18 protein-coding genes and 2 pseudogenes are annotated in these 23,659 nt (G+C 45.8%); 11 read left to right on the top strand and 9 right to left on the bottom strand.

The window, feature by feature from the left end:
• Nucleotides 1-11: 11 nt before the first annotated feature.
• Nucleotides 12-608: a glutathione S-transferase N-terminal domain-containing protein gene (locus tag SO_RS03520; protein ID WP_011071053.1), complete on the top strand. Its 597-nt coding sequence runs from the start codon at nt 12-14 to the stop codon at nt 606-608.
• A 6-nt stretch (nt 609-614) separates the two neighbouring features.
• Here SO_RS03520 and SO_RS03515 read toward each other — a convergent pair whose 3' ends face one another.
• The gene (locus tag SO_RS03515) at nt 615-1,034 is read right to left on the bottom strand and encodes a hypothetical protein (RefSeq protein WP_011071052.1); all 420 of its coding nucleotides are present in this window, start codon (nt 1,032-1,034) and stop codon (nt 615-617) included.
• A 215-nt stretch (nt 1,035-1,249) separates the two neighbouring features.
• On the opposite strand from SO_RS03515, the gene SO_RS03510 reads away from it, so the two are divergent.
• The 5 genes from SO_RS03510 (at nt 1,250) to SO_RS03490 (ending at nt 8,079) form a co-directional block, all read left to right on the top strand.
• On the top strand, nt 1,250-2,257 hold the full coding sequence (locus SO_RS03510; protein ID WP_011071051.1) for a Fe(3+) ABC transporter substrate-binding protein: 1,008 nt from the start codon (nt 1,250-1,252) through the stop codon (nt 2,255-2,257).
• Between the two features lie 133 nt (nt 2,258-2,390).
• Nucleotides 2,391-4,025 carry an ABC transporter permease gene (locus tag SO_RS03505; RefSeq protein WP_011071050.1) on the top strand — a complete coding sequence of 545 codons (1,635 nt, stop codon included), beginning with the start codon at nt 2,391-2,393 and terminating at the stop codon, nt 4,023-4,025.
• On the top strand, nt 4,022-5,071 hold the full coding sequence (locus SO_RS03500; protein WP_011071049.1) for an ABC transporter ATP-binding protein: 1,050 nt from the start codon (nt 4,022-4,024) through the stop codon (nt 5,069-5,071). Before SO_RS03505 ends, SO_RS03500 begins: the two co-directional genes overlap by 4 nt.
• Nucleotides 5,072-5,213: 142 nt before the next feature.
• Nucleotides 5,214-6,926: a gamma-glutamyltransferase gene (ggt, locus tag SO_RS03495; protein ID WP_011071048.1), complete on the top strand. Its 1,713-nt coding sequence runs from the start codon at nt 5,214-5,216 to the stop codon at nt 6,924-6,926.
• A gap of 217 nt (nt 6,927-7,143) precedes the next feature.
• Entirely contained in the window at nt 7,144-8,079 is a 936-nt protein-coding gene (locus SO_RS03490) for a Dyp-type peroxidase (RefSeq protein ID WP_011071047.1), read from the top strand.
• A gap of 211 nt (nt 8,080-8,290) precedes the next feature.
• Here SO_RS03490 and SO_RS03485 read toward each other — a convergent pair.
• The 3 genes and pseudogenes from SO_RS03485 to SO_RS03475 form a co-directional block, all read right to left on the bottom strand.
• Nucleotides 8,291-9,124, bottom strand: a pseudogene (locus SO_RS03485) (alkaline phosphatase); the annotation flags it as partial.
• A 39-nt stretch (nt 9,125-9,163) separates the two neighbouring features.
• Nucleotides 9,164-10,659: pseudogene (locus SO_RS03480) on the bottom strand (alkaline phosphatase family protein).
• Between the two features lie 236 nt (nt 10,660-10,895).
• Entirely contained in the window at nt 10,896-12,974 is a 2,079-nt protein-coding gene (locus tag SO_RS03475) for a TonB-dependent receptor (RefSeq protein ID WP_011071046.1), read from the bottom strand.
• A 297-nt stretch (nt 12,975-13,271) separates the two neighbouring features.
• On the opposite strand from SO_RS03475, the gene SO_RS03470 reads away from it, so the two are divergent.
• Nucleotides 13,272-14,066, top strand: coding sequence for a type 2 periplasmic-binding domain-containing protein (locus SO_RS03470; RefSeq protein WP_011071045.1), 795 nt, complete (start codon nt 13,272-13,274; stop codon nt 14,064-14,066).
• A 14-nt stretch (nt 14,067-14,080) separates the two neighbouring features.
• Here SO_RS03470 and SO_RS03465 read toward each other — a convergent pair whose 3' ends face one another.
• Nucleotides 14,081-15,031 (bottom strand): HAAS signaling domain-containing protein, encoded by a 951-nt coding sequence (locus tag SO_RS03465; protein WP_011071044.1) that lies wholly within the window; start codon nt 15,029-15,031, stop codon nt 14,081-14,083.
• A 1-nt stretch (nt 15,032) separates the two neighbouring features.
• A complete protein-coding gene (locus SO_RS03460) occupies nt 15,033-15,389 on the bottom strand; it encodes a PadR family transcriptional regulator (protein ID WP_011071043.1) in 357 nt (118 codons plus the stop codon).
• 305 nt (nt 15,390-15,694) lie between these two features.
• On the opposite strand from SO_RS03460, the gene SO_RS03455 reads away from it, so the two are divergent.
• From SO_RS03455 to SO_RS03440, 4 genes are all read left to right on the top strand, one after another.
• Nucleotides 15,695-16,306, top strand: a complete 612-nt coding sequence (locus SO_RS03455; protein WP_011071042.1) for an excalibur calcium-binding domain-containing protein — start codon at nt 15,695-15,697, stop codon at nt 16,304-16,306.
• Between the two features lie 207 nt (nt 16,307-16,513).
• Complete coding sequence (locus SO_RS03450) at nt 16,514-16,861, top strand: thioredoxin family protein (RefSeq protein ID WP_011071041.1); 348 nt, start codon at nt 16,514-16,516, stop codon at nt 16,859-16,861.
• A gap of 237 nt (nt 16,862-17,098) precedes the next feature.
• Complete coding sequence (locus SO_RS03445) at nt 17,099-18,313, top strand: IS4-like element ISSod3 family transposase (RefSeq protein ID WP_011070548.1); 1,215 nt, start codon at nt 17,099-17,101, stop codon at nt 18,311-18,313.
• Nucleotides 18,314-18,498: 185 nt separating this feature from the next.
• Nucleotides 18,499-20,589: a hypothetical protein gene (locus SO_RS03440; RefSeq protein ID WP_011071040.1), complete on the top strand. Its 2,091-nt coding sequence runs from the start codon at nt 18,499-18,501 to the stop codon at nt 20,587-20,589.
• A gap of 589 nt (nt 20,590-21,178) precedes the next feature.
• Here the strand turns inward: SO_RS03440 and SO_RS03435 are convergent.
• From SO_RS03435 to SO_RS03425, 3 genes are all read right to left on the bottom strand, one after another.
• Nucleotides 21,179-21,682, bottom strand: coding sequence for a NifB/NifX family molybdenum-iron cluster-binding protein (locus SO_RS03435; protein ID WP_011071039.1), 504 nt, complete (start codon nt 21,680-21,682; stop codon nt 21,179-21,181).
• Entirely contained in the window at nt 21,679-21,975 is a 297-nt protein-coding gene (locus SO_RS03430; RefSeq protein WP_011071038.1) for a DUF134 domain-containing protein, read from the bottom strand. Before SO_RS03430 ends, SO_RS03435 begins: the two co-directional genes overlap by 4 nt.
• A gap of 132 nt (nt 21,976-22,107) precedes the next feature.
• Nucleotides 22,108-23,625 carry an ATP-binding cassette domain-containing protein gene (locus tag SO_RS03425; RefSeq protein WP_011071037.1) on the bottom strand — a complete coding sequence of 506 codons (1,518 nt, stop codon included), beginning with the start codon at nt 23,623-23,625 and terminating at the stop codon, nt 22,108-22,110.
• Nucleotides 23,626-23,659 lie beyond the last annotated feature (34 nt).

Genomic DNA, 23,659 nt, shown 5'->3' with positions numbered 1-23,659 from the left:
AGGATTTTTTGATGAAGTTGCTCTGCTCCCTAGCGTCACCCTATGCTCGCTGTGTTCGTAGCTTAATCCGCTATTTAGGGATTGAGGATATTGAGGAGGTCTTAGTCAATCCGATGGAAAACACAGCACAATTGCTCGATGTTAATCCATTAGGCCAAATCCCTTGCCTGATTACTAATGATGGTGTGCCTATTTTCGATAGCGAAGTGATCATGCGCTATTTGGATACCGAATTAGGTGCACAGGAAATGTTCGGTGGCCAACCCTATAACTGGGTATTACAGTGTCAATATTCGATGATCAAGGGATTAATCGACAGTGCGGTAAAGTTGCGCCAAGAACAAATGCGTGAAGAGGAGGGCGTGAGATCGGCCTTTTGGACATCGCGCTTTGAACAAGCTTTGCTGCGTGGTTTGATGCAGATGGAGCACCAGAGCGTGATTACTCAAACGACAATTCAGGCACCACAGTTAACCTTAATTTGTTTATTGGATTATGTGGATTTCAGACATCCTGAACTGGATTGGCGAAAAGTCGCACCGGCAACTGCAATCTGGTTTAGCGAAATGCGTGACTTGCCCGCATTTGTTGAAACTCGCCCACAATAATTGCCATCAATGGTCGGTTAAGCGCCGACCTTTAGGTTGTTCTCGGCGATTATGCTCGCCAAACGCGCCATAGAGATCCTTGGTGATGCCATAATCCACTCGGCGATCGTTACCAGCTTGGCGCCTATCATCGTAGTGTTGATAGTGGCATTGACATTGAGCTTGGGTGCAGTCTTTCATTGGAATATCAGGCGCTTCTTTTGATAGGAAGCGTTTTCCTTTTACCCCCTCTACCTGCTTGCAGCAATTGCCTTCATTTTCAATGCTTACACAATGAAAGGGATGGATTGCGGCTGCAGTGTCATGCCCTTCTCGCTTAGCTGCGCAAGATGTCTTAGCCAATGGTTTGCGTTTCTTGTTGCGGCTTTTGAATGTTATTAATGTCACGAGTCCAAGGGCAACAATGACCAATAATATGCTTAACATATTACCTCCCAACTATTTTAAAAATTAAGATTCAGTTTAGTTTGATTTGAGATAATCTGTCTTTTTTGCCTTAAATCAATTTAAAACAAAAAGTTATGCTAGCTATTGCCCTCGTTGTGTCGATCTATTACTCTTTCGAAACTGATAACTATTATCATTAATAGTCTTAACAACTGACTTATGCTTGACGTCATCATTTTGAGGGGAAATCGCTAATGAAATGGGTAACTTGTGCGGCTTTAATTGGGTTAATGTCGGTTGCGCAGTCTGCACATGCGGATGAAAAATTAACGGTTTACTCCTATCGCCAAGCGTTTTTGGTTGAACCTATCTTGAAGCGCTTTACCGAAGAAACAGGCATTGGCGTTAATGTGGTGTTTGCCAAAGACGGGATTGCCGAACGTATTGCCCGTGAAGGACGCTTATCTCCCGCTGATTTGGTCCTAACTTCAGATTTCTCTCGCTTGGTAGAATTAGTAGAAAAAGATCTGACTTCTCCAGTGCAAAGTGCCCAGTTAGACAACAATATTCCAGCGCAATACCGTGATCCTGAAGGACAATGGTACGCACTGACCATGCGCGTACGTAATATCTATACTGCAAAAGATCGCCTCGGCCCGCAAGCGATTCGCTATGAGGAACTCGCCGATCCAAAATACAAAGGTAAGATTTGTACTCGCAGTGGTAAGCATCCTTACAACATTGCCTTGGTGGCTTCGATGATCGCTCACCACGGTGAGGCAGACACTAAAACTTGGCTACAGGGTGTAAAAACCAACTTAGCCCGCAAGCCACAAGGTAACGATCGTGGACAGGTTCAAGCGGTAAAAGAAGGCCTATGTGATATCGCCATCGGTAACAGCTACTACTATGGCAATATGCTGCAAGATCCAGAGCAAATGAGCTGGGCTGAAGCCGTGGTGATTAATTTCCCGAATCAGGCGGACCGCGGTGCCCATGTCAACGTTTCTGGCATGGTACTGGCTCGCCATGCACCCAATAAAGACAATGCTATCAAATTGATGGAATTCCTCTCTGGCGATGTGGCGCAAAAAGCTTACGCTGAGGTGAATATGGAATACCCAGTCAAAGCGGATGTTGCACCTTCAACGTTAGTGGCCTCTTGGGGCGAGTTTAAAGCCGATCAGTTACCGATTTTTAAACTGGCGGAATATCACCAAGCGGCAGTGAAGTTATTGGATGAAGTTCAGTTTGACCTCTAGTTGGGCGCTAAAACCGAAAACTAGGTAGGGAACAAAGTTAGACAGGGAATAAAGTTAGCTGGTGAAATTGATACTTAGACAGTTAAATCGATAAGTGCGCCATTGATTGGCGCACTTGCTTTAAAGGATCCACATGATTTTAGGATTAGCCAGAAGCTGGTCGCTTACTGGTTATGCCATAGCAGTGCTACTGGTGTTACCCCTCTTGGCGTTACTTCTTCAAGCGGCTCAGCCCGATGAGGCCGTCTTTGGTCATCTACTCTCTACCGTATTACCCACTTATATCGCCAACAGTTTATGGTTGATCCTGTGGGTGAGTATTGGCTCACTGTTGCTGGCGTTGCCCTGCGCTTGGTTAATGGCGCGCTGCGAATTTGTCGGCAGACGATATTTGCAATGGGCTTTGCTATTGCCCTTAGCTATGCCAGCCTACATTGTTGCCTACGTGTATACCGATTTACTCGATTACGCAGGCCCAGTACAAAGGAGTTTGCGCGCGCTCTTTGGCTGGAGCTCTCCGCAGGATTACTTTTTCCCCGATATTCGCACCTTAGGTGGCGCCGCTTGTGTGCTATCGCTGGTGTTATTTCCCTATATTTATCTGTTAGCGCGTACCGCGTTTATGGAGCAATCCCTAAACTTGGCCCATGCATCAAGGATCATGGGCTGCTCGCCTTGGCAGAGTTTTTGGCGCTTATCTTTGCCGATGGCAAGGCCCGCCTTGGCCGTGGGTGTCGCTTTAGTGGCGATGGAAACCGCAGCGGATTTTGCCACAGTTAACTATTTTGCCGTGCCAACCTTAACGACAGCCGTGTATGACACTTGGTTGGGCTATGGCAATTTAACCGCCGCGGCAAAGCTCTCGGCCATTATCTTGCTAGTGGTGTTTAGCTTGATTGGTGTTGAGCGTTTTGCCCGCCGCAAGCAACAGTTATTTCAAAAACAATCTCGCATCCAAGCAATTGATTTGTATCGGCTCTCACCGATGCAAACCCTGCTGGGTTTAGGTTATTGCGGCATGTTGTTATTACTTGCGTTTGTGTTGCCAAGCGGCATTTTATTATCCTATGCCATCAATTATTTTGAGCAGAGCTGGGACCCTCTTTTTTGGCAATTGAGTGTGAATAGCCTCACGTTGGCACTGATAACCAGTTTGGTGTGCTGTGTCATCGCATTAGTGCTAATGTTTATCCGCCGCGTGAGCCCAAGGTCGAGTGATGCATTGCCATCGCGCTTGGCTTCAACCGGCTATGCTTTGCCCGGTACGGTACTTGCCATTGGTGTATTGGTGCCGTTAACCCTGCTCGACTTTGCGATTAACGACATCGCCGATTGGTTGGGGATGGCAGGGCCAGGGCTGTTGCTCACTGGCAGTACGGTTGCGCTGGTTTTTGCTTTTTGTGTGCGTTTTGTGGCCATTGCGATTGGCAGTGTCGAGAGTAGCTATAAACGCATCTCGCCCTCATTAGATATGGTGAGTCTAACACTTGGGCAAAGCCCTCGACGTTTGCTCCAAAGAGTGCATTTACCGCTACTCACTAAGGGCTTATTTGCCGGGGCGCTGCTGGTGTTTATCGAAAGTATGAAAGAATTACCCGCCGCATTGTTGTTGCGGCCTATAGGTTTTGAGAATCTTGCGACCTATGTCTTCCAGTTTGTCTCAGATGAAAAACTGGAACATGGGGCTTTGCCCGCCATTGTGATTGTGCTCGTAGGCTTGGTCCCGTTGATTTATTTAAACCGTTCCTTGGAGCAAGATAACCGATGACCAGTACGCTCAATCTTCATCAAGTTCATAGCGATTATCAGGGCCAACAGATACTCAAAGGCTTAGATTTGACGCTGGCACAGGGGGAAATTCTTGCGCTGCTCGGCCCAAGCGGTTGTGGCAAAACGACTTTGCTCAGGGCGGTGGCAGGCTTGCAGGCGATTAGCCAAGGGGAGATCCAAATCAATGGCAAAACCGTCAGCGGCGCCGGGCAGTTTGTGCCGAGTGAACAGCGCGGCATAGGGATGATTTTTCAAGACTATGCACTGTTCCCGCATTTAACCGTGGCCGAGAATATTCTGTTTGGTGTCGCTAAGTTAACGACGGCGCAGCGTAAGGCCCGTTTAGATGACATGCTCGCCTTAGTTAAACTCGAAGGCTTAGCCAAGCGTTATCCCCACGAGTTGTCAGGTGGTCAGCAGCAGCGGGTATCGATTGCACGCGCTTTGGCCTATGAGCCGCAATTACTGTTACTCGACGAGCCTTTTTCGAATATTGATGCGCAAGTTCGCCACAGCATGATGGCGGAGATCCGCAGCATTCTAAAGCAGCGTAATGTCAGTGCGGTTTTTGTTACCCACAGTAAGGATGAAGCCTTTGTGTTCGCCGATACTTTGGCCATTTTTAGCCAAGGTGTAATAGTACAACATGGCCGAGCAGAAGACTTGTATGCCGCGCCGAATAGTCGCTATGTGGCTGATTTTCTAGGAAGTGGTAACTATTTACCCGCTGAGGTTGTTGATGGCCACAGTGTGACAACGCCTATTGGCCAATTGCGTAGCCTCACGCCATTGTCGCAATCACACGCCTTTAATGGGCAAGTGTTTTTGCGGCCACAACAATTGGCGCTCAGTGCTGATGATGCAGGCGTTGGGACTATTACCGAGCGGCGCTTCCTCGGCGCATTTTGCCATTATTGGGTGAAAGTGGAGGCGGCATCCCACGCTTATTATTTAGAAGTGCGTAGTCAAATCATGCAGTTCAATGTTGGCCAACGAGTGGGTTTAAGCACTGAGCCGCATTCTCTCGTGTTATTCGAATCTTAGTTTAAGCACTGTGGCGTTATCGCACTCAGTTGCGTAAAGACGGTGACATTTTTGCTTACGTTTAACTTGAGCAAAAAATGTCTCGTTTGCTGATATTTTGAACCTTCCTTGTTACCTTAATTCCTCCAGCCTTGGAGGAATTATGATAAAAACAATAAAATCAATTTGTACCTTAGTCACAGTGGCGACGGCAATGTCGTCCTCGGGAGTGTTGGCCATGGATAGGATCACAGGTAAAGCCTTTGCGACGCGCTCAGAGGTCTATGCCACCCACGGAATGGCGGCGACCAGTCAACCGTTGGCGACACAGGTCGCGATTGATGTGTTAAAGCAGGGCGGCAGCGCCGTGGATGCGGCCATTGCGGCTAATGCTATGCTGGGCTTAGTCGAGCCGACTGGATCGGGTGTTGGTGGCGATTTATTTGCGATTGTTTGGAGTGCTAAAGATAACAAGCTCTATGGCCTTAATGCCTCCGGTCGCAGCCCCAAATCCTTAACGCTAGAGAAGCTTAAATCCCTCGGATTAGACTATTTACCGCCATTAGGGCCGCTGCCCGTATCGGTTCCTGGTGCGGTGGATGGATGGTTCGAACTGCACGATAAGTTCGGCAAGTTACCAATGGCCGATAACTTAGCGCCAGCGATTCGTTATGCCCACGAAGGTTTCCCTGTCTCCGAGTTGATTGCCTATTACCTTGAGGGCAGCGGTAAAAAGCTCGCTCAATTCCCCGGTTTTAAAGAAACCTATATGCCTAATGGCAAAATGCCTGCAGTGGGCGAAATCTTCAAAAATCCTGCACTGGCAAACACCTATGAGAAAATTGCTAAAGGCGGCCGCGACGCCTTCTACAAGGGCGACATTGCCAAAAGTATTGATAAATACCTCAAGGCTCAAGGTGGCTATTTAAGTTATGAAGACTTAGCCAGCCACACCAGCGAGTGGATCGAACCCGTATCGGTCAACTACCGTGGTTACGATGTGTGGGAGTTACCGCCAAATGGTCAGGGGATTGCCGCGCTGCAGATCTTAAAAACCATGGAACCCTTCGATGTCGCAGCCATGGGCTTTAATAGCCCCGAATATGTGCACTTATTTGTGGAGGCGAAAAAGCTCGCCTTTGCCGATCGCGCTAAATTCTATGCCGACATGGCCTTTAACAAAGTGCCTGTGAAAGAGTTGATCTCGCAGCAATACAATTACGAGCGCGCCAAGTTAATTGATTTAAACAAGGCGGCTAAGAGTGTCGATGCGGGGAATCCTGCGCTGCAACATGGGGATACAGTGTATCTCACTACCGCGGATAAAGACGGCAACATGGTGTCGCTGATCCAGAGTAACTATCGCGGCATGGGCTCAGGTATGACGCCGCCGGATCTCGGCTTTGTGCTGCAGGATCGCGGGCAAATGTTTGATCTCACCGAAGGCCGTGTTAATACTTACGCGCCAGGCAAGCGGCCCTTCCATACTATTATCCCTGCTTTTGTGACCAAGGACGGTAAACCTTGGCTCAGTTTTGGGGTGATGGGCGGAGCGACGCAGCCCCAAATGCATGCGCAGATTATTATCAATCTGATTGATTTTAAAATGAACTTGCAAGAAGCGGGCGATGCCCCCAGAATTTTACATTCAGGTTCGACTGAGCCTACGGGTGAGATAATGAATGATGGTGGCTATGTGAGCCTTGAATCAGGGTTCCCCATCGAAACTCGCCGTGAACTGATTAAAAAAGGCCATGTGCTGCGCGATGTTCTCGGTGATTTTGGCGGTTATCAAGCCATTGGTTTTAATGCAGAAACAGGCGTTTACCGTGGCGCATCCGAAAGCCGTAAGGATGGCTATGCTGCAGGATACTAAAACATAACTTGCTGCTGTGTGACTGAAGCAGAAGGATGAATAAAACAAATTGACGAGGCGTGATTGCCTCGTCAATTTTTATATTTCACTATATAGCGGTTTTAACAGCCGTCTTTACATTAGAAAGACGGACAAACTGTGCGTTACTTAATGTCATTTTCAGGTAAAGTTGCGGATAATATTGCCGAAAATGAATCGACAAAAGGGTGATAACCAGATGGATATTCAAAATATGCCGCGTGAACAGTTGGGTGTGTGTGCCGAGGGAAACTTACATAGCGTCTATTTGATGTTTAATGCAAATGACAATGTCGAGTCGCAATTGCGCCCCTGTATTGCCAACGTAGCGCAGTATATTTATGAGTTGACGGATCAATATTCCGACAGCGCATTCAATGGTTTTGTGGCGATAGGTGCTAATTATTGGGATAGCCTCTATCCCGAGTCTCGTCCCGAAATGCTTAAGCCTTTCCCAGCGATGCAGGAGGGTAACCGTGAGGCGCCAGCGATCGAATATGATCTGTTCGTGCATCTTCGTTGCGATCGTTACGATATTTTGCATTTAGTGGCTAACGAAATCAGCCAAATGTTTGAAGACTTAGTCGAGCTAGTGGAAGAAGAACGCGGCTTTAGATTTATGGATAGCCGTGACTTAACTGGCTTTGTGGACGGCACCGAAAATCCTAAGGGACGCCATCGCCAAGAAGTCGCCTTAGTAGGGAGTGAAGACCCAGAGTTTAAGGGTGGCAGCTATATTCACGTGCAAAAATACGCGCACAATTTGAGTAAATGGCATCGATTACCGCTTAAAAAGCAAGAAGATATTATCGGTCGTACCAAGCAAGACAACATCGAATACGAGTCGGAAGATAAGCCATTAACCAGCCATATCAAGCGGGTAAACCTCAAGGATGAAAACGGCAAGTCCATCGAGATTTTGCGCCAGAGCATGCCTTACGGCTCGCTCAAGGAGCAAGGCTTGATGTTTATTTCAACCTGCCGCACACCGGATCACTTTGAGAAGATGCTCCACAGCATGGTGTTTGGCGACGGTGCGGGTAATCACGACCACTTGATGCACTTTACCAGTGCGTTGACTGGCTCGTCGTTTTTCGCCCCAAGCTTAGATTTTTTGATGCAATTCGATAATTAAGCCTTCGTAAATCGTTAGCTAACGCACTGAGCCTTCAACGCTCAGTGCGTTTTTGTTTGTGGGCTTAACTCGCCGCTGTCCACTTATTGATATCGAGCTGCCATTGCTGGAATGGTAAAATATATTTCTCTTTTCAAAACAATTATTTATAAAATTTATTTGGTTTGTTAAATTTAGATTTTTCGACACTTGTCACCCCGAGTTCAGGTTACTTAGCTAACCATTCAGCGGTTAGATCGCGACCATCGCTGCGCTTACCCGCTTTACCTTCTGGATCAGTCTGGGTTTTGGGGATAAAACTGCCGCGACCACCACCCATCATCACGTTTAAGCCATTGCCATAGTTAAAATCGAGCATTTGGGCGGCAATATCTTTACAGCCGTTAGTAACCGCTTCAACGGGTAAATTTGAGTCAGCTTCCCAATCACGATCAGGCACATGGGCGTAGGTCGCAGCTGGCGTTGCGTGGGTTAAACGTGCAGTCGTGACCACACCAGTAGACATACCCGCCATCGCAGCCAGTTCTAATGATGTCACCAGATTTTGATCTTTGGTCGATGCACAGTTAGCACGTACTACGCCTTCAGCCTGTGAAATCACACCTATATCGGTTTTAACCCCAGTTACCATCGCGGACATAGTGCCCGCAGAATCCGGTGTTTGACCATCGACGTGATAGGTTTTAGATAAGCCTACATAGGGCAATGTCTCAAAGGATAAAGCGTTTTCTTCACCCGTTTTGCCCTTTAATTGGCCTTCTAAAATACGCGCTGCAGTGATGGTCGATACGCCCATGCCGTCGCCAACAAATAGGATCACGTTCTTCGCCGCACCCACCTCGTTATTCACGCTTATGGCATCAGCTTTAGTCACGCGGGCTTGAGCATCCACATACCATTGGTTGACTGCGCTCCAATCTTTACCGTCGCTGCCATTTGAACCATTTGAACCCGGTGTACCTGCCGCGCCATTTTCACCATCGTTACCGCATGCGGCTAAACCCAGCATGGCTGACATCGCGAGTACCAGTAATTTCTTATTCATGTTTAACTCCAAAAGCGAGAACTGTCGGTCACTAACGACCTAGTACTTAGTGCCGCCAAGCTGTTGAGCTTGGTTAATAATGTGGAAGATCACGTTTTGCTCAATCACGCCCTGCACCAGATTCGAACCTGGTCCCATTGCGTGCAAGCTGATGTCTTCACCGGCGTGAGTCTCACTTTCCATTGGGATCAGTGCTTGTTGCATGAAGTCTTTATCTTGAGTATCGACAGAGGTTAAGTCGTCACGAACGCCAACCACAGCGCCAGGGCCGTTAGTGTAGGCCAGCGTGGTGTAAGGCTTGCCGTCGTTAGCGAGGGCTAACGAACCATCCACATCGTGGACTAAACCTAAAATCGGGTTTCCGCGTTTGGGGTAGCCTGCAATGGTAAATACATGGCTGTGGTCAGCGGTAACCATGATTAGCGTGTCGTCGCGGCTGGTGGCATCGACCGCAGCTTTCACCGCGTTGGATAATTCCACCGCATCGGTCAGTGCGCGGCTAGCATTGCCCGCGTGGTGACCATGGTCGATACGACCCGACTCCACGATCAGCAGGAAGCCCTTATCGTTTTTCTTTAAAATTTCGAGGGATTTTTCGGTCATTTCAGTAAGTGATGGCTCACTTGCTACGTCATCATTGCGGTCGGCTTCGTATTCCATATGAGATGGATTAAAGAGGCCGAGAAGATGGTTAGTATTGGCAACATCGACGGCATCGAAGCCTTTTTTGTCCCAAACGTAGGCCGCTTTACTCAAGTTTGTCACCCAGGCTTTGGTCAAATCTTTGCCGTCTTTACGCTTCCCTGCTTTGTTCTCACCGCCTGTCACTTCTTTGGGTAAAAAATAGCTGCGGCCACCGCCTAATGCCACGGTGAGCGCATTGGCTGGATCGCGCATCACCAGTTGGCTAGCAATATCAGTACAACCATTGGCAACCGCTTCGGCTGGCAGGTTTGCATCGCTTTCCCATCGCGATCAGGGGATTTAGCGTAAGCTGCCGCTGGGGTCGCATGGGTTAAACGGGCCGTGGTGATCACCCCTGTCGATAAGCCCTTCGCATTGGCAAGATCAACGAGGGAAACTAATTCATTGCCTTTAGAAGACAAACAGTTACCGCGTAAACTGGTGTCAGAGATTGAGAGCATCCCCACCTTCGTTTTCACCCCTGTGGTCATGGCTGTCATTGTGCCTGCTGAGTCTGGGGTTTGTTGGTTAGTATTATAGGTTTTCACTAATGCGGTGCGGGGAAATTGCTCGAAACTTAAGAAGTGTTCTTCGCCGCCTTGGTTACCCGTTTGTTGCTGTCCTTGCAAAATACGTGCAGCGGTTAAGGTGGAAATCCCCATACCATCACCAACAAACAGAATCACATTTTTTGCTGTTTTTTTGGTTTCAACCTGTGCCTTGGCCGCAACGTTAGCGACACTGTCCTTAAACCACTGACTATCGGATTGGGTTGTGGGTAAGACTGCAGCATGGGCCACAACCGTCATTAAACTGCAGGAAATTGCGGCAGCAATCCGTTTAATATTCATCACGTTCATCACCGATTTTATTATTAAGTGCATGAGGGTACACCATTAATATGTGCCATTTTTTCAATTAGTTACATGAATAACAGACGCGATTTACATGGCCTTTTTGTTGCAGATAGATGTCGAACGGATTGCAGTAAACAACATGAAAAACGCTAAGTTTATCCCGATTGCGGAATAAACTTAGCGCAACGCAGCAATACGAATGTCGTGATGAATGCCTGTGGTATTGAATACTAAAAGTGGTAACTAACGCTCACTCTCACCATACGTGGCTCAACGGGGTGATAATGCAAGTCTTCGACCCCTTCTGCAGGTTCACCCGGTAAGCGTGATTCATAGAAGTAATCGATATCGTGGTCTTTGCTATCAAATATATTCAATAGTTCAAGCTTGGTGTCGAAACCCCATATCTCATAGCCAAGTGCTAGATTGACTAAACTCGTGGCATCGGCCTTATGCTCATCAAAACTATCGAGCACCCGCTCGCCTAAATATCTCAGCCTGACACTGGTATACCAGCCATCACCATCTGGGCGGTAGGTGATCCCCGCGCTACCAACAAAGGGTACGGCACCATCGATATATTTGCCTTCATCAAGCTCGTTTTCAGTAAAACGGGCGTGGGTCCAGGCTAATTCCATATCTAAGCTCACATCATCATTAAGCCAATAATAAGCAGTTAGTTCAGCACCATAACGCTCAGAGGCACGGCTAGGCTCGGTATTGCCCGCATCGCCGACGAAGACCAGTTCAGAGTCGAGTTCTAAATACCAAAGCGCTGCCGAAAAGTTAATAAAGTCGCGATCATAGTATTTCACCCCAAACTCGCCGCCATTGGAACGCACTAACAAATCGACTTTTTCAACCGCATCACCCGTGACAGGATCAACCTTAATCGTTGCGCCGCGGGCATCATTAGAATGCAATCCTTGCCCTGCATTCACATAGAGTTCGAGATTATCATTCAGCAAATAGGAAGCGCCGGCCTTCAGGCTAAGCATACCTTCAGACGCATCACCACTATTGAGGGCATTATCGGTATCCACTTGCACATCAAAATAGTCGTATCTTAAACCTAAATTCACCCGCCATTGGTCGGCGGGCAGCCACTCTACTTTACCAAACAGCCCAGTTGAAAGTTCTTGTACCTCATCAAGCCTAACGGTACTGAGGCGTTTGCGAGCTTGCGTGTTATACAAACCCACGGCGCCAATATCGTCGTAGCGCACATCGGCGCCTAGAGTGTAATTGAGTTGAGTCCCCGCCAAACTCAGCTGCCAGTCGCGTTTAATATCGCCGCCCCAAATGGTGCGCTCATCGACCTGCTCGAATTCATCGCCATTGATGGGATCGTTTAGGAAGTAAGTAAAATTTGAAAACAGATCCATGGTCGAGCGAATAGCGTAGGCATTTGTCTGCCAGTTGCCTGCATCATAATTAGCTGAAAGACTATAACGGCTGGCCTCACCGCCCACATCGGTATCGAGTGAGCCGTAAAAATCAATCAGCCCAGACTCCACCGCCCGCGCCGGAATTTGGTCAGCCGAATTCCAGCTATTGTCGTAGGCCATCATGGTGAGGCTAAAATCCCCGCCATTAAGCTTGGTAAGATAACGGCCGACGACATTCACCTTGCTGACATCTTCCTTAATATCACGCCAAGGGCCATCGTAGGCTTGTAACTCAGTGCCTAAAATAAATCGCCCCACCTCAGTCTTCATATCCTGAGTGGCCACCAGCCGCTGATAACCATACTCCCCTAAGGTCACGCCAACTTGGCGGTAAGCTAATTCATCTGCGAGCAGGATCTGCGCCGTACCCGCGCCAGAGAAATCAGCCACTTCAGGATAATAAGCCCCTTTGGCATAACGGATTTCCCCCAATAACTCGGGGATTAAAAAGTTAAGATCCGTATAACCTTGTCCATGGCCGTGGGTACGCATATTAACGGGCATACCTTCAACTCGGGTATTAAAATCAGTGCCATGGTCTAAGTTAAAGCCGCGCAGAAAATACTGATTCGCCTTACCCGAGCCGCTGTGCTGAGTGACTATCATCCCTGGGACAAACTCAAGGATTTCCCCCGTGCGCAGCAAAGGGTGACTTTCAATTTCAGCCGCCCCCACTATTCCCTCAGATGCCGAAGTACTATGACCTAAGGTATTAATTTGCATGCCACGTACCTCAAGTCGCTCGATATTATCCGCGCTGTCGGCAGCCGCGATGCTCGATAAACCACAAACAGGTAATAACCACACACCAGATAGATAGGCTTTGGATAGCCACCTTGGAACTGCATGCCCTGACTTCATTTTATCTTCCCGAGTCAACGAATTGATGACGCGGATTTAACACTGACTTCACACCCCAAAAGCAGATCGAGCTCAAACTCTAGTGAGGAAAAATTCACCAACGACACTTTACTGTGAAATTTACGTGCTGCGTCGCACATTTTTATTGCTGAAAGGACAATTTATCCACCAACAGATCACATTTTTTCGACAATACAGCGGTCCCCCTAACAGAGCGCGAGCTTGAGAATAAAACGAAACCGATGAATGATGGTGACTATACTCAATAGTACTGAGTGATAATGAAAGGGAGCAGATATGCAACAATGGAACCTCACCATATCGAATATCTTAATTGGGCTATTCTTTTGTTTTTCCGCTCAAGCAAGTGAGATAGCTCCTTCCCCCACCATCTCTGCTGTACAAAATAAACCCACCATTACCATGGCGTTTTACGAAGATCCGAAACATAGTTTTCACTTTAAATGGGCTGAACTGATTTATACCCATGCTTTAGCGCAACTAGGCTATCGGTTTAGCTACGAACTCGTACCCGCGATTCGAGCCAGTAAAATGCTGGAGTCGGGTAAAGTCGGTGGAGAACCGGGCAGGATCTTTAGCTATGGAGATAAGGTGAGTAATGTTATTCGGATTGAAGAACCTGTTATCGAAACCCAGTTAATCGCCTTTACAAGTAATCCGAATATCAAGATAACGCATTGGCAATCATTAACAAATACAGGGTACAAGGTTGAATATTATCGCGGCATATTACGGGCAGAACAAATACTCAATGAGCTAATCCCAGAGACACAACTAAGCGAATCCTCCTCACCGATAACCTCCTTTCGAAAACTGCTACACGACCGTATCGATATCTATATTGACTCAGAAATCAGTTTACAGATCCTTCAACAAACTCCCGAGTTTGCAGGTCAAAAAATTCAGCCTATTGCGAACCTAGAGCCCTTGACTAGCTATGGCTATTTACATAAACGCCATAACCAACTTGCAGAGCCTCTTGCTGATCAACTTAAAAAGATGAAGCAAGAAGGCTTATTTGAACGTTACAAACAACAGGCAAAAGCCAGTTTTGAAGATCATGCCGAATAAGCCCCTAAACACACCTAATGAGCGGTTAATTTTCGCCAACGTAACATATCGCGGATACATTCATAACCCGGAAATAACGCAGTAACCAACAGCGCATGGCCGAGCCATGTATCTAACTGCTGCAGGGTAAAAATCCCCTCTACTTCGCCCCCTTGGTATTGGAGTAGCGGCGAACTGAATGCCAGAAACACTAAGCACAACGCATACGCCAGATTAACCCCCGCATTCGCCAGCAATAATGGCGCAGTCCATAGCCTACGCAGCAACTGCCACAGCGTATTTAGGAGAGAGAGCAGAATAACCGGGCTAAACCACTGCAATAATTGCTGTGCATTGGCGCTAAAAATCACCGAGCGAGCAGCTAATTGATCTGCGCTCATCCAGAGGTTATTCCAAATTAACAGTAACAAAAACAGATAGGTGGCTAAATCGGAAAACACATCACTTAAACTGATATGCTGCCAATCTGGCCCAACATTAGGCAAATTCTGCGGTTGCCAATGTTGGCAACGACCACCAAACATCACCTTGCCCTGAGCAGAAATACTCCAAAAAGACAGTAGAATGGCGGTAAATGCAAAACATGCGTCCACGATAAAACCACTGGCAATATGGCGGATAAATCCAAATAAACTCCCCTCGGTTGAACCCAACCACTGAGTCGCACCACTCACCACCTGCAGCACAAATAACACCCCAAGCACCATCACAAGCGTGTGTTTAAACAGTGAAATATCTTCACTGGCGACTATGGGAGTGGGTGGCACAAATTGTTGCGCAACCTGTGCCGGATGGCCCATTTGCTGTAACACGTCGGCGATTTGTGACTCCGTTAACTCGGCGTGTTCCGCGAGTGCATCCAATTGATCACAGATATTGGCTTTTAGCTCACGACCAATTTCCTGACGTTTATCTTCGGGTAATTCCCGTTGCACAGCGGCAATATAACGGTCAACTAATTCCATATCAGTTTTCCTCTGCATTCTCGTCGGTAACTTGCCCTAGCAAAAACGCTAAAGCCCCATTCAGTTGCTGCCATTCCTCGGTCAGTTGGCTAAGTAACTCGGCCCCCGATGAAGACAATTGGTAGTAGCGACGCTCACGCCCTTCGGCCTGTCGCCACTCACTGTCTAACAATCCCTGTTCAGCTAAACGACGAACCAAGGGATACAGCGTCCCCTCATCAATATCGATACCGCCGTCCTGCAACTGTTTGCGGAGTGAATAGCCATAATGGGGTTGTTTTAATAATCCCAATACCGCCAACACCAACACTCCACGGCGCAACTCGAGTCGCATTTTGACTAGCTGTGAACTTGTCATGATCAATTCCTATGATTAACACTGTGCAGCACATACTATGCGGCACACAGCAAATACTATGTGACACACAGTAATATTGCAAGTATTTAGCGCAAAATTTAGTCGGAACGACTTAATGACTTGTTTTTAAAATCAAATAAACCACAAGGTACTGAGGCAATCGCCCCGCACAAAGCAAAGTGCATCAATCACGGGGCAGCTAAGATACAAATTGCCAAAAGGCTGTAACTTGAGTAACTTAGCTGGCAGCCTTTTATGCTAGTAAATCCAATTAGGCGCAGAATCAACTTATAAGGAAAGAATCAATGCTCATGGATAGAGGTGTGTTAGTTCGCTGGAACGAGGAAAAGGGATTTGGCTTTATTCAGCCGGAACAAAGCGGCGCTCGCGATGTGTTTATTCACATTTCCGCACTAAAAATGATGGCGCGAAAACCCAAAGTGGGCGATAGCATTCTATACCATGCAGAAGTACAACATGATGGCAAAATAAAAGCCGTGATGGCCTCCATTGAAGGAGTGGCAGTGCTGGCAGCAAGTCCAGTATCAAAGGGACCAACACGCACGCCACAAACTAACCGAGCCACCAACCTCCCCCATTCAAGTAAAGGTCAAACCTCGTTCAACCGCGTGATTTCAATCTTGTTGCTGATTGCACTAGCGGGTTTTGGCTACGGCCAGTACCAGCAAAGACAAGAAACAGCTATTGACGTAAACCAAGATCCCGCCGAAGTATTACAACAGCAAAACTCACTCGAGGTGCAATTCCAGTGTGAAACGGGCAAAACCCATTGCAGCCATATGCGCTCCTGTGCCGAAGCGACCTTTTACATTCAAAATTGTCCCAACACGCAAATGGATGGCGACGACGATGGCATCCCTTGTGAAAGCCAATGGTGTAGCTCATCCATGTTGTAACGAGGTAAAACAAACATGATAAATAAGCTTTCGCATTTGATTGCTCATCTTAACGGAAAACAGATGACAGGGTTAATCGCATTAGGCGTAATCATACTGACGGTGAGCCTATTTTACGTAGGCACATTTCTCGGAAGCCATGCCGTAAAATGGGGATTAATTCCGTGATATTCTGTCTGTAAAAACCCAAATTCGATAGGATTGCCCATGCCTAATGCCGTTATCCACAGCATTGAAACGCCCGAGCAACTGGATGCCGTACTAAAGCAATATCCAACGGTATTACTCTTATTTGGTGCACCAAGTTGTGGGGTGTGTCAGGTACTAAAACCGCAAATCGCCGCTATGCTAGCCAAGGATTTCCCGAGGATGCAGCTCGCCTATATCGACTGTGAGGCGCAAGTCGACATTGCCGCGAGATACCAGGTTTTTAGCTTACCCGTGGTGGAATCGGTATTTTATGGCAAAAGCTTTGCGCGCTTTTCGAAGGTGTTTTCCCTTGGCGATCTCAAAGGGGCGATTGCTCGCCCCTTTGAATTGCTGAATGCAGAATAACTGACACCAAATAATAAAGAATCATACTGAAAAGGCAGCTAACACATCGGTGTACAGCCTTTTCTAAAACATTTATGCCCCATTCCAAGTTATCGTTAATACTCAGTGCAGCTCACTATACTGAGTTCTGAAGAATCCCCTGATGATTTTCAGATAAATCATTAAATTAGAGTGAACTTGCACCTTGAAGTGTGATCAGATGGAAGTGCGAACAAACATCAATCACAGGGCATCAAGGTGCAAGTGTTAACTATCTTACATCAATCTCTCTATCAACATTGTCCAGAAATCCATCAAAAGCGACTGAATACACTCATGGTCGCCTGCAAAGCCCTCATCAACGCGGATTGTCTCACCCTCACGCATTTAGGGCGGCACATTGATGGCACCAGCACTCATACTAAACACTCAATAAAACGCATGGATAGATTATTGGGCAACCCGCACCTTCACCATGAAAGACTGGCTGTTTATCAGTGGCATGCAAAGTGGCTGCTAACAGCACATACGATGCCGACCATACTGGTGGATTGGTCTGATATGCGTGAAGGTCGTGAACTGATTGCACTACGCGCCTCTATTGCGATTAAGGGCCGCTCTATCACGCTCTACGAGCGAACATTTCCGTTAGTACTACAAGGCACACAAACTGCCCATAATCAGTTTCTGAATGAACTCCATAAAGTGTTACCTGACAATATTACCCCGCTGATAGTCACTGACGCGGGCTTCCGTAATCCATGGTTTCGAAAAGTCGAGCAGCTCGGTTGGTATTGGCTGGGTCGTGTCAGAGGATTAAGTGTCTATCGGCTGCACCCCTTCGGTCGCCAATTTTCGCTAAAAGCGCTTTATCCCAAAGCCAGTCGTCGCGCAAAACATGTTGGGCGAGTGGCGTTATCGGTAAAGAAACCCTTGTTATGCGAGATGGTATTGTTCAGGGCTCCAAGTAAAGGCAGAAAAGGTCAGCGAAGTACGACAACAGACTGTCACCATACGGCGCAATGGACGTATGAACTGACCGCCAAAGAGCCTTGGGCACTGGTGACCAACTTGACCATAGAAGCCATGTCGCCTCAAAAACTGGTTAATATTTACCAAAAACGGATGCAAATAGAAGAAACCTTTAGAGATTTAAAAAGCCCCGCTTATGGCTTTGGTTTACGTCATAGCAGAACACGTTATGCGGCGAGGATGGACATACTGCTATTGATAGCATTATTGGTACAACTGGCATTTTGGTGGGTAGGATTATACGGAGAAACACAGCAATTACAGCGGCACTTCCAAGCCAACACGGTAAAGAAAAGGAATGTGCTATCAACAATCAGGATGGGCAAAGAACTGCTGCGGCGACGGCATGACTACCCCATATCAGCAGATGATTTGCTTTGTGCTGCGAAGAAACTAGCCCAACTCTCATTAACTCATGGTTGTTGGGGCTATGAATTATGAGGGGATCCTACAGTACTGAGTTTTGACATACATAAACTAATGAACAGATAAAAGGCTTATCAGGGCTTCCTTATTTGGTTCACTATCAGTATTTATCTCGCAATGTGAGTTTAAAAGGTGTATTCTGATTTAGAATCATATAATTAGGTGAGTTTTTGATATTATTGTAAATATAAGGTGTAACGATGAATCAATTGTTCTCTACTCTGACTACATCGACTTACGATTGGAGTATAGATTTTAAAAAAAAGAAGGATTTTATAGCGGTAGCTAACGAAATAGGTTACACCTTCACTTCTTCTAAAACGACTAATGAAGTATCGGACTTTATAAAGAGAAAAGTAGTATCGTTATTAACTTCAAACGAATGTCCTTACGAAGATTACATCACGGTTTTCAATCAATTCTCGTATGATTTCTATTGTAAAAATAAAAATCCTAATGAATTCAGGTTTCTTGCTTTCCTCAGATCCTTTTTAAATTTTCTAGATGGATATACCATCAACGAACAAAAATGGATAGAGGCACATAAACTTATACAGAATTACATTTATATGGCTAATCATAATACTCAAGATTTATCTTTAAATGAAAAATACAAAATAGTATCAGAAGCATTTAAAAGATTCAGAAAAAAAGGAATCAAGGTTGATATAATCGAAGGTAAAATTCACATAAGCGATGATCAATTCAACAATATTCTGCAAAGAATCGATTTTAGAGCAAAAAAAGTAGGTGACAAACTTTATCAGGATATTCTTGCAAGGATTAAATCATGCTATACAAGAAAGCATGATAGATTTTACTTGAGGAAAGAGTTACATCCAACAAACTCTCAGCCAGAGCCAAATATTCCTTTGGGTTACCTTTATAATCTGTCCATAAAGAATTTGAATACAGTAAAGAATCATCAAGCAAAAATCCAAATATCAGAGATTATTGAGTTATCGACAGATCTAATGACAATATTAGAACTACAATGGTTACATCCATACGAAAGCTTGCTTTCAGGCCAAGATATAATCCCTTATTTGCGAAAGAACTTATTGCACGATGAACTATTTACTATTCATCAGTATAGTAATAGTAATGCCAGAAAAATAATCAATGGCATGTTCAATAATAAGCATAACGCCAAAATACCAAAAGAGATAGATTTAAGCATTTACATTGATATTTTTGATATAGTAAATACAACGCCGAGTATTGATATACAGTCCATAGAAAAAGTAGAATTATATTCTCACTTACTAGGAAGATATACAGAAAATGAGATACAAAGCGCATTAAGTGAATTGTGTATAGAAGAAAGTCAAGTAAATAAAGGCTATCTAAATCCTTTCGACATAAATACAATAAACTACTATGAAAAACCATTTATTAAAAATAATGAAAACATTACTTATTTAAACTCATATTTTCATAACGATGGATTTGTGTGTTTTTTTAGGGATAAGCTGGAACATGAATGCGCTAAAATTGGCATAGCAGGGAAAAATTTTAACAAATTGCGTGGTGATATATCAGAAGAATTTATAAAAAACCTATTAAACGCAAAAAAAATATCTCACAAATCTGGATTAAAGTACAAAGTTAAAAAAAATATTTTTCAAGATATTAGCTCAGATTCAGATGGTGGTGAATGTGACTTTATTATTGAAACTGAAGATAGAATCATCTTCATTGAAGAAAAATCTAAAGAATTGGACATTGAATCAAAAAGCGGAGATATCTTACCAGGACTGTGGGATTTAGCTTTATCACTGCTCAAGTCTCAAGAGCAAATTTGTAGGCATGAATATTTACTTAGAAAACAAGGGAAAATTGAATTTGAGAATGGGTTCACTCTTGAATTGAAAGACAGAAAAATTGAAAAAGTGTCTTTGACACTCTTCGATTTTTATAGTCTCGCAGATGTTAACAGCGTTAGAAGTATTCTGATATCATGCATCAATTCAACTATTAGTAGTACTGATAACGACCCGAAAGTAACCGAGAAGATTGAAACGATAAATAAAATATTTAGAAAACTACAAAATATTTACAAGAGTGATATATTTAAAAACGAATACATCAACCCAGACAATTCACTCAATACTCTAAACAGCCGATTCTTTAGCTCAAATCAACTAATTACAATGTTAGATCATTGCTCAGGCAACGAAGATTTTCTCAGCATAATGAATAAAACAAAAGCTGTTGGTAACAACAGCCAAGACTGGTTTTTGATCTTCAACTATTTTGCAATAGATTTATACAAGAATAAGAATAAATAAAAGATCTCAGCCGCTCCACAGGGCGGCTATCAAAACGTGTAAGTGCTAAAGGGTTAAATGCCTCTTAATGAGAGCTACTAATCCAGTTGATAGGGCAGTTCTTGCCCAGCGGCGATATCCCTTACTCTCGTCATCCATTCTCAGCTGGCTGAGGTCAATGCACTTAACTTGTTTTGCCGTACCTGAAATAATTCGTAAAAGCCTAAATGAGCAATCGCCGTAACTCATTTCTGTCCCTTTGCTTTTTACGTACATATTGCAAATGGTTAGTTAAAATTGGCATTGGGGCACCAGTGACCGTTGGCGACATGGATGTCGCCGTCGAGCCTATAGGGATATATTCACGGCGAGTCACTGGGGAAACAATGACAATAAACTCCATAAATAGATAAAAGATTAATCGCTTTTGTCCCGAAGTGAACTACAACGGGTATGATACTTTAATACTCGGTTGTAGCTCGATTCGGACTGAGTAGTAGCAATTAGTATGAATCTTTATTTTGGGTCATGTTTAATCTAAAACGGTACTCGCAGGGGTAATTGATTGTTTAGTATCAAACTTTATTCCGCTCCTACAATAATGCCATGACTATTTTGATAATCTAAAACCACTGTATGCTATGGGTTTAGCTAAGGTTAAGCTTGGCTGCGCTTGAGTCATACTCAACAAGGTTTGAGTTGTCTTTGCCTTACCGCCGCAGCCACAACTTCTTTTAGCACCACAGCATCCGCCCTTGGCTAAATGTTTAAGGGATGCACGCCCCTGTGAAGCCTCGGTTAAGCGCAAATTCACCTCTTTACTCTGGGCGAGCAGCGTGGCAATCGATAATTGATTATCCCCTCGGCTCACACTGATCCCTGCATCGAGTAACTTACCAAGCATACGCTCACCAATATGTTGCACCACCACAATGCTGGTGTGTTGGGCACGAATGACATCTAACAAGGCTTTTTTATCTTGGCAATTGCCGCCAAGGGCGGGGTTCGGGATAGAAAGTAAAAGCTGATGATTTTCATCATAAAAATGGACTTGCTGCGCCTTTGTAAAATGGCTGGCAAGCCGTCCACGGCTAATAGGCAGGGCGATAATCATATTGGGTCCTTATCATTTGGAGTCGGTAATTTCAGCACTAACCCTTGAGTAATGGCGGTCGCCACTTTTTGGCGAGCACTGGCGAGGAGATAACCAAAGGTTTGCCTCGAGATCCCCATTTGCGCTGCGGCCTCAAGCTGACTAAGACGCTGCACATCACCAAGCTCTAAGGCTTCAAACTCGTCGGCAGCCAATAGTATTTGGGATAAGTTGGCCGCCGGTATGCCATTAGGTTTAAACAGGCTACAGGGCACACAACTCGATAATTGACGGCATTTTTTGGGTCTTGGCATCTGTGATGGCACCTTTAAGGGCAAACGATACCCCTTTCGCAACGTAAATAGTTTCTGGCATAGGCCAGAAACTATTATTGCCATTTCCCCCATGCAAACCGAGGGAATCATCACAGTTCTACAGAATAGGTTTTATGGGATTGGCATCCTTTGAGCCAACTCATTAGGGCGATGACTCACCTCAACCGAATAGCCGTTATCTTGCTTGATAAAATCGACAAAGTTTTTAATGGCTGGCAAGGCATCTTCCCTATGGTGGGAGACATACAGCAATTGACTCAGATGATGCTCGGCAATCATCTCCAGCGCCCGCATCACTAAAGTGCGATTAATAAAATCTAATCCTTGATACGGCTCGTCTAAAATCAACAGTAAGGGCTGTTTAATCAAGGCTCTACCAATCAGCAATAGCCGCTGCTGGCCGTAATCCAATTGCTTAAAACCCGTACTGGCAAACTCATTCATATGTAAAATTGCCAGCCATTCCTTCGCCAAATCGACCTGAGGTTTAGTGGGTTTATGGTAAAGGCCAATGGAATCATAAAACCCCGACAGCAATACATCGAGCGCCGAACAACTCACTCGGTATTGCAAATGCAAGGCCGATGACACTATGCCAATCCGTTGTTTAATCTGCCAAATACTTTCACCGCTGCCACGGGGACGGCCAAAGAGAGTGATATCGTTACTGTAGCATTGGGGATGATCCCCCAAAATCAGCCCGAGCAAAGTACTCTTACCGCAACCATTTGGTCCCCGCACTTGCCAATGTTGGCCCGCATTAATCCGCCAATTCACGCCTTTAAAAATCAAGCAGCTAACATACTCCACCTTGCCGTTTTTAATCTCGACTAAGGGATCAAAGGCTTCGGCATTGTGGCGTTGACGCTCCATCAGCGCTAAAAGCTCGTCACTGCGGCTGGCCGAAAGTGCATTGAGCTGCGCCATCACAGGGTGACTATGCCACTGCTCAATCGACATAGGTGCACTGAGCTTATGCACATGCTGGCCAGATTTAAGCATCTCACTATTAAACAGTGCCACGTGGCTAATGCACGGCGGTAATTCTTCTTGGCGGGAGGTGATAACAAGCAACTGGCTATGTGCGGCGACTTCGCATAATAGCTCGGATAAACTCCCTTGATGCTCAGCATCAAGCCCTGCGTAAGGATCATCTAAAATCAGCAGTTGCGGTAACATCGCCAGCGCACGTGCCAGCATCACTCGTCGCGTTTCACCCGTGGATAACTGCCGAAAACCCCGCTGCCGCAAAGGTTCAAGACCCACCTTTTGTAATAATGCAGGTAGCTGTGCGCTATCTTGACAGCATTCGAGCACTAAGGCCTCGACCGTTGAACCGTAATCCAGTTCATCCTTTGCTAGCTCGCGCTCAAGTAGTGCCTGTTGCAACCCCAGAGACACCCAACCAACGCGCGCTGGCAAGTTGCAGATCTGCCCTTCATCGGGCTGAATATCCGCCGCTAACATCCGCCCAAGGAGTGAGCCGCTATAGCTATCGGTTGCAAAAATGGCCCAATGTTGCATCGGCATTAACTGCCAATCGTCGACCACCAGCAGCTCATTACCACGGCCATAACGTAATCCCTTCACGGCAATAGCCTTGTCCCCGTGTGTCGCACTATTCCCCATTCCACGTCCTTAGGTATTTACCCCGATTAATATC

Source organism: Shewanella oneidensis MR-1 (genome assembly GCF_000146165.2).
Classification (GTDB): domain Bacteria; phylum Pseudomonadota; class Gammaproteobacteria; order Enterobacterales; family Shewanellaceae; genus Shewanella; species Shewanella oneidensis.
The sequence above is the reverse complement of the archived record's forward strand: the minus strand, read 5'-3'. Positions and strand labels throughout refer to the sequence as shown.

Coding starts and splice junctions, on each gene's coding strand:
- SO_RS03520 (WP_011071053.1), top strand. CDS start 12: ATGAAGTTGCTCTGCTCCCTAGCGTCACCCTATGCTCGCTGTGTTCGT.
- SO_RS03515 (WP_011071052.1), bottom strand. CDS start 1,034: ATGTTAAGCATATTATTGGTCATTGTTGCCCTTGGACTCGTGACATTA.
- SO_RS03510 (WP_011071051.1), top strand. CDS start 1,250: ATGAAATGGGTAACTTGTGCGGCTTTAATTGGGTTAATGTCGGTTGCG.
- SO_RS03505 (WP_011071050.1), top strand. CDS start 2,391: ATGATTTTAGGATTAGCCAGAAGCTGGTCGCTTACTGGTTATGCCATA.
- SO_RS03500 (WP_011071049.1), top strand. CDS start 4,022: ATGACCAGTACGCTCAATCTTCATCAAGTTCATAGCGATTATCAGGGC.
- ggt (WP_011071048.1), top strand. CDS start 5,214: ATGATAAAAACAATAAAATCAATTTGTACCTTAGTCACAGTGGCGACG.
- SO_RS03490 (WP_011071047.1), top strand. CDS start 7,144: ATGGATATTCAAAATATGCCGCGTGAACAGTTGGGTGTGTGTGCCGAG.
- SO_RS03475 (WP_011071046.1), bottom strand. CDS start 12,974: ATGAAGTCAGGGCATGCAGTTCCAAGGTGGCTATCCAAAGCCTATCTA.
- SO_RS03470 (WP_011071045.1), top strand. CDS start 13,272: ATGCAACAATGGAACCTCACCATATCGAATATCTTAATTGGGCTATTC.
- SO_RS03465 (WP_011071044.1), bottom strand. CDS start 15,031: ATGGAATTAGTTGACCGTTATATTGCCGCTGTGCAACGGGAATTACCC.
- SO_RS03460 (WP_011071043.1), bottom strand. CDS start 15,389: ATGACAAGTTCACAGCTAGTCAAAATGCGACTCGAGTTGCGCCGTGGA.
- SO_RS03455 (WP_011071042.1), top strand. CDS start 15,695: ATGCTCATGGATAGAGGTGTGTTAGTTCGCTGGAACGAGGAAAAGGGA.
- SO_RS03450 (WP_011071041.1), top strand. CDS start 16,514: ATGCCTAATGCCGTTATCCACAGCATTGAAACGCCCGAGCAACTGGAT.
- SO_RS03440 (WP_011071040.1), top strand. CDS start 18,499: ATGAATCAATTGTTCTCTACTCTGACTACATCGACTTACGATTGGAGT.
- SO_RS03435 (WP_011071039.1), bottom strand. CDS start 21,682: ATGATTATCGCCCTGCCTATTAGCCGTGGACGGCTTGCCAGCCATTTT.
- SO_RS03430 (WP_011071038.1), bottom strand. CDS start 21,975: ATGCCAAGACCCAAAAAATGCCGTCAATTATCGAGTTGTGTGCCCTGT.
- SO_RS03425 (WP_011071037.1), bottom strand. CDS start 23,625: ATGGGGAATAGTGCGACACACGGGGACAAGGCTATTGCCGTGAAGGGA.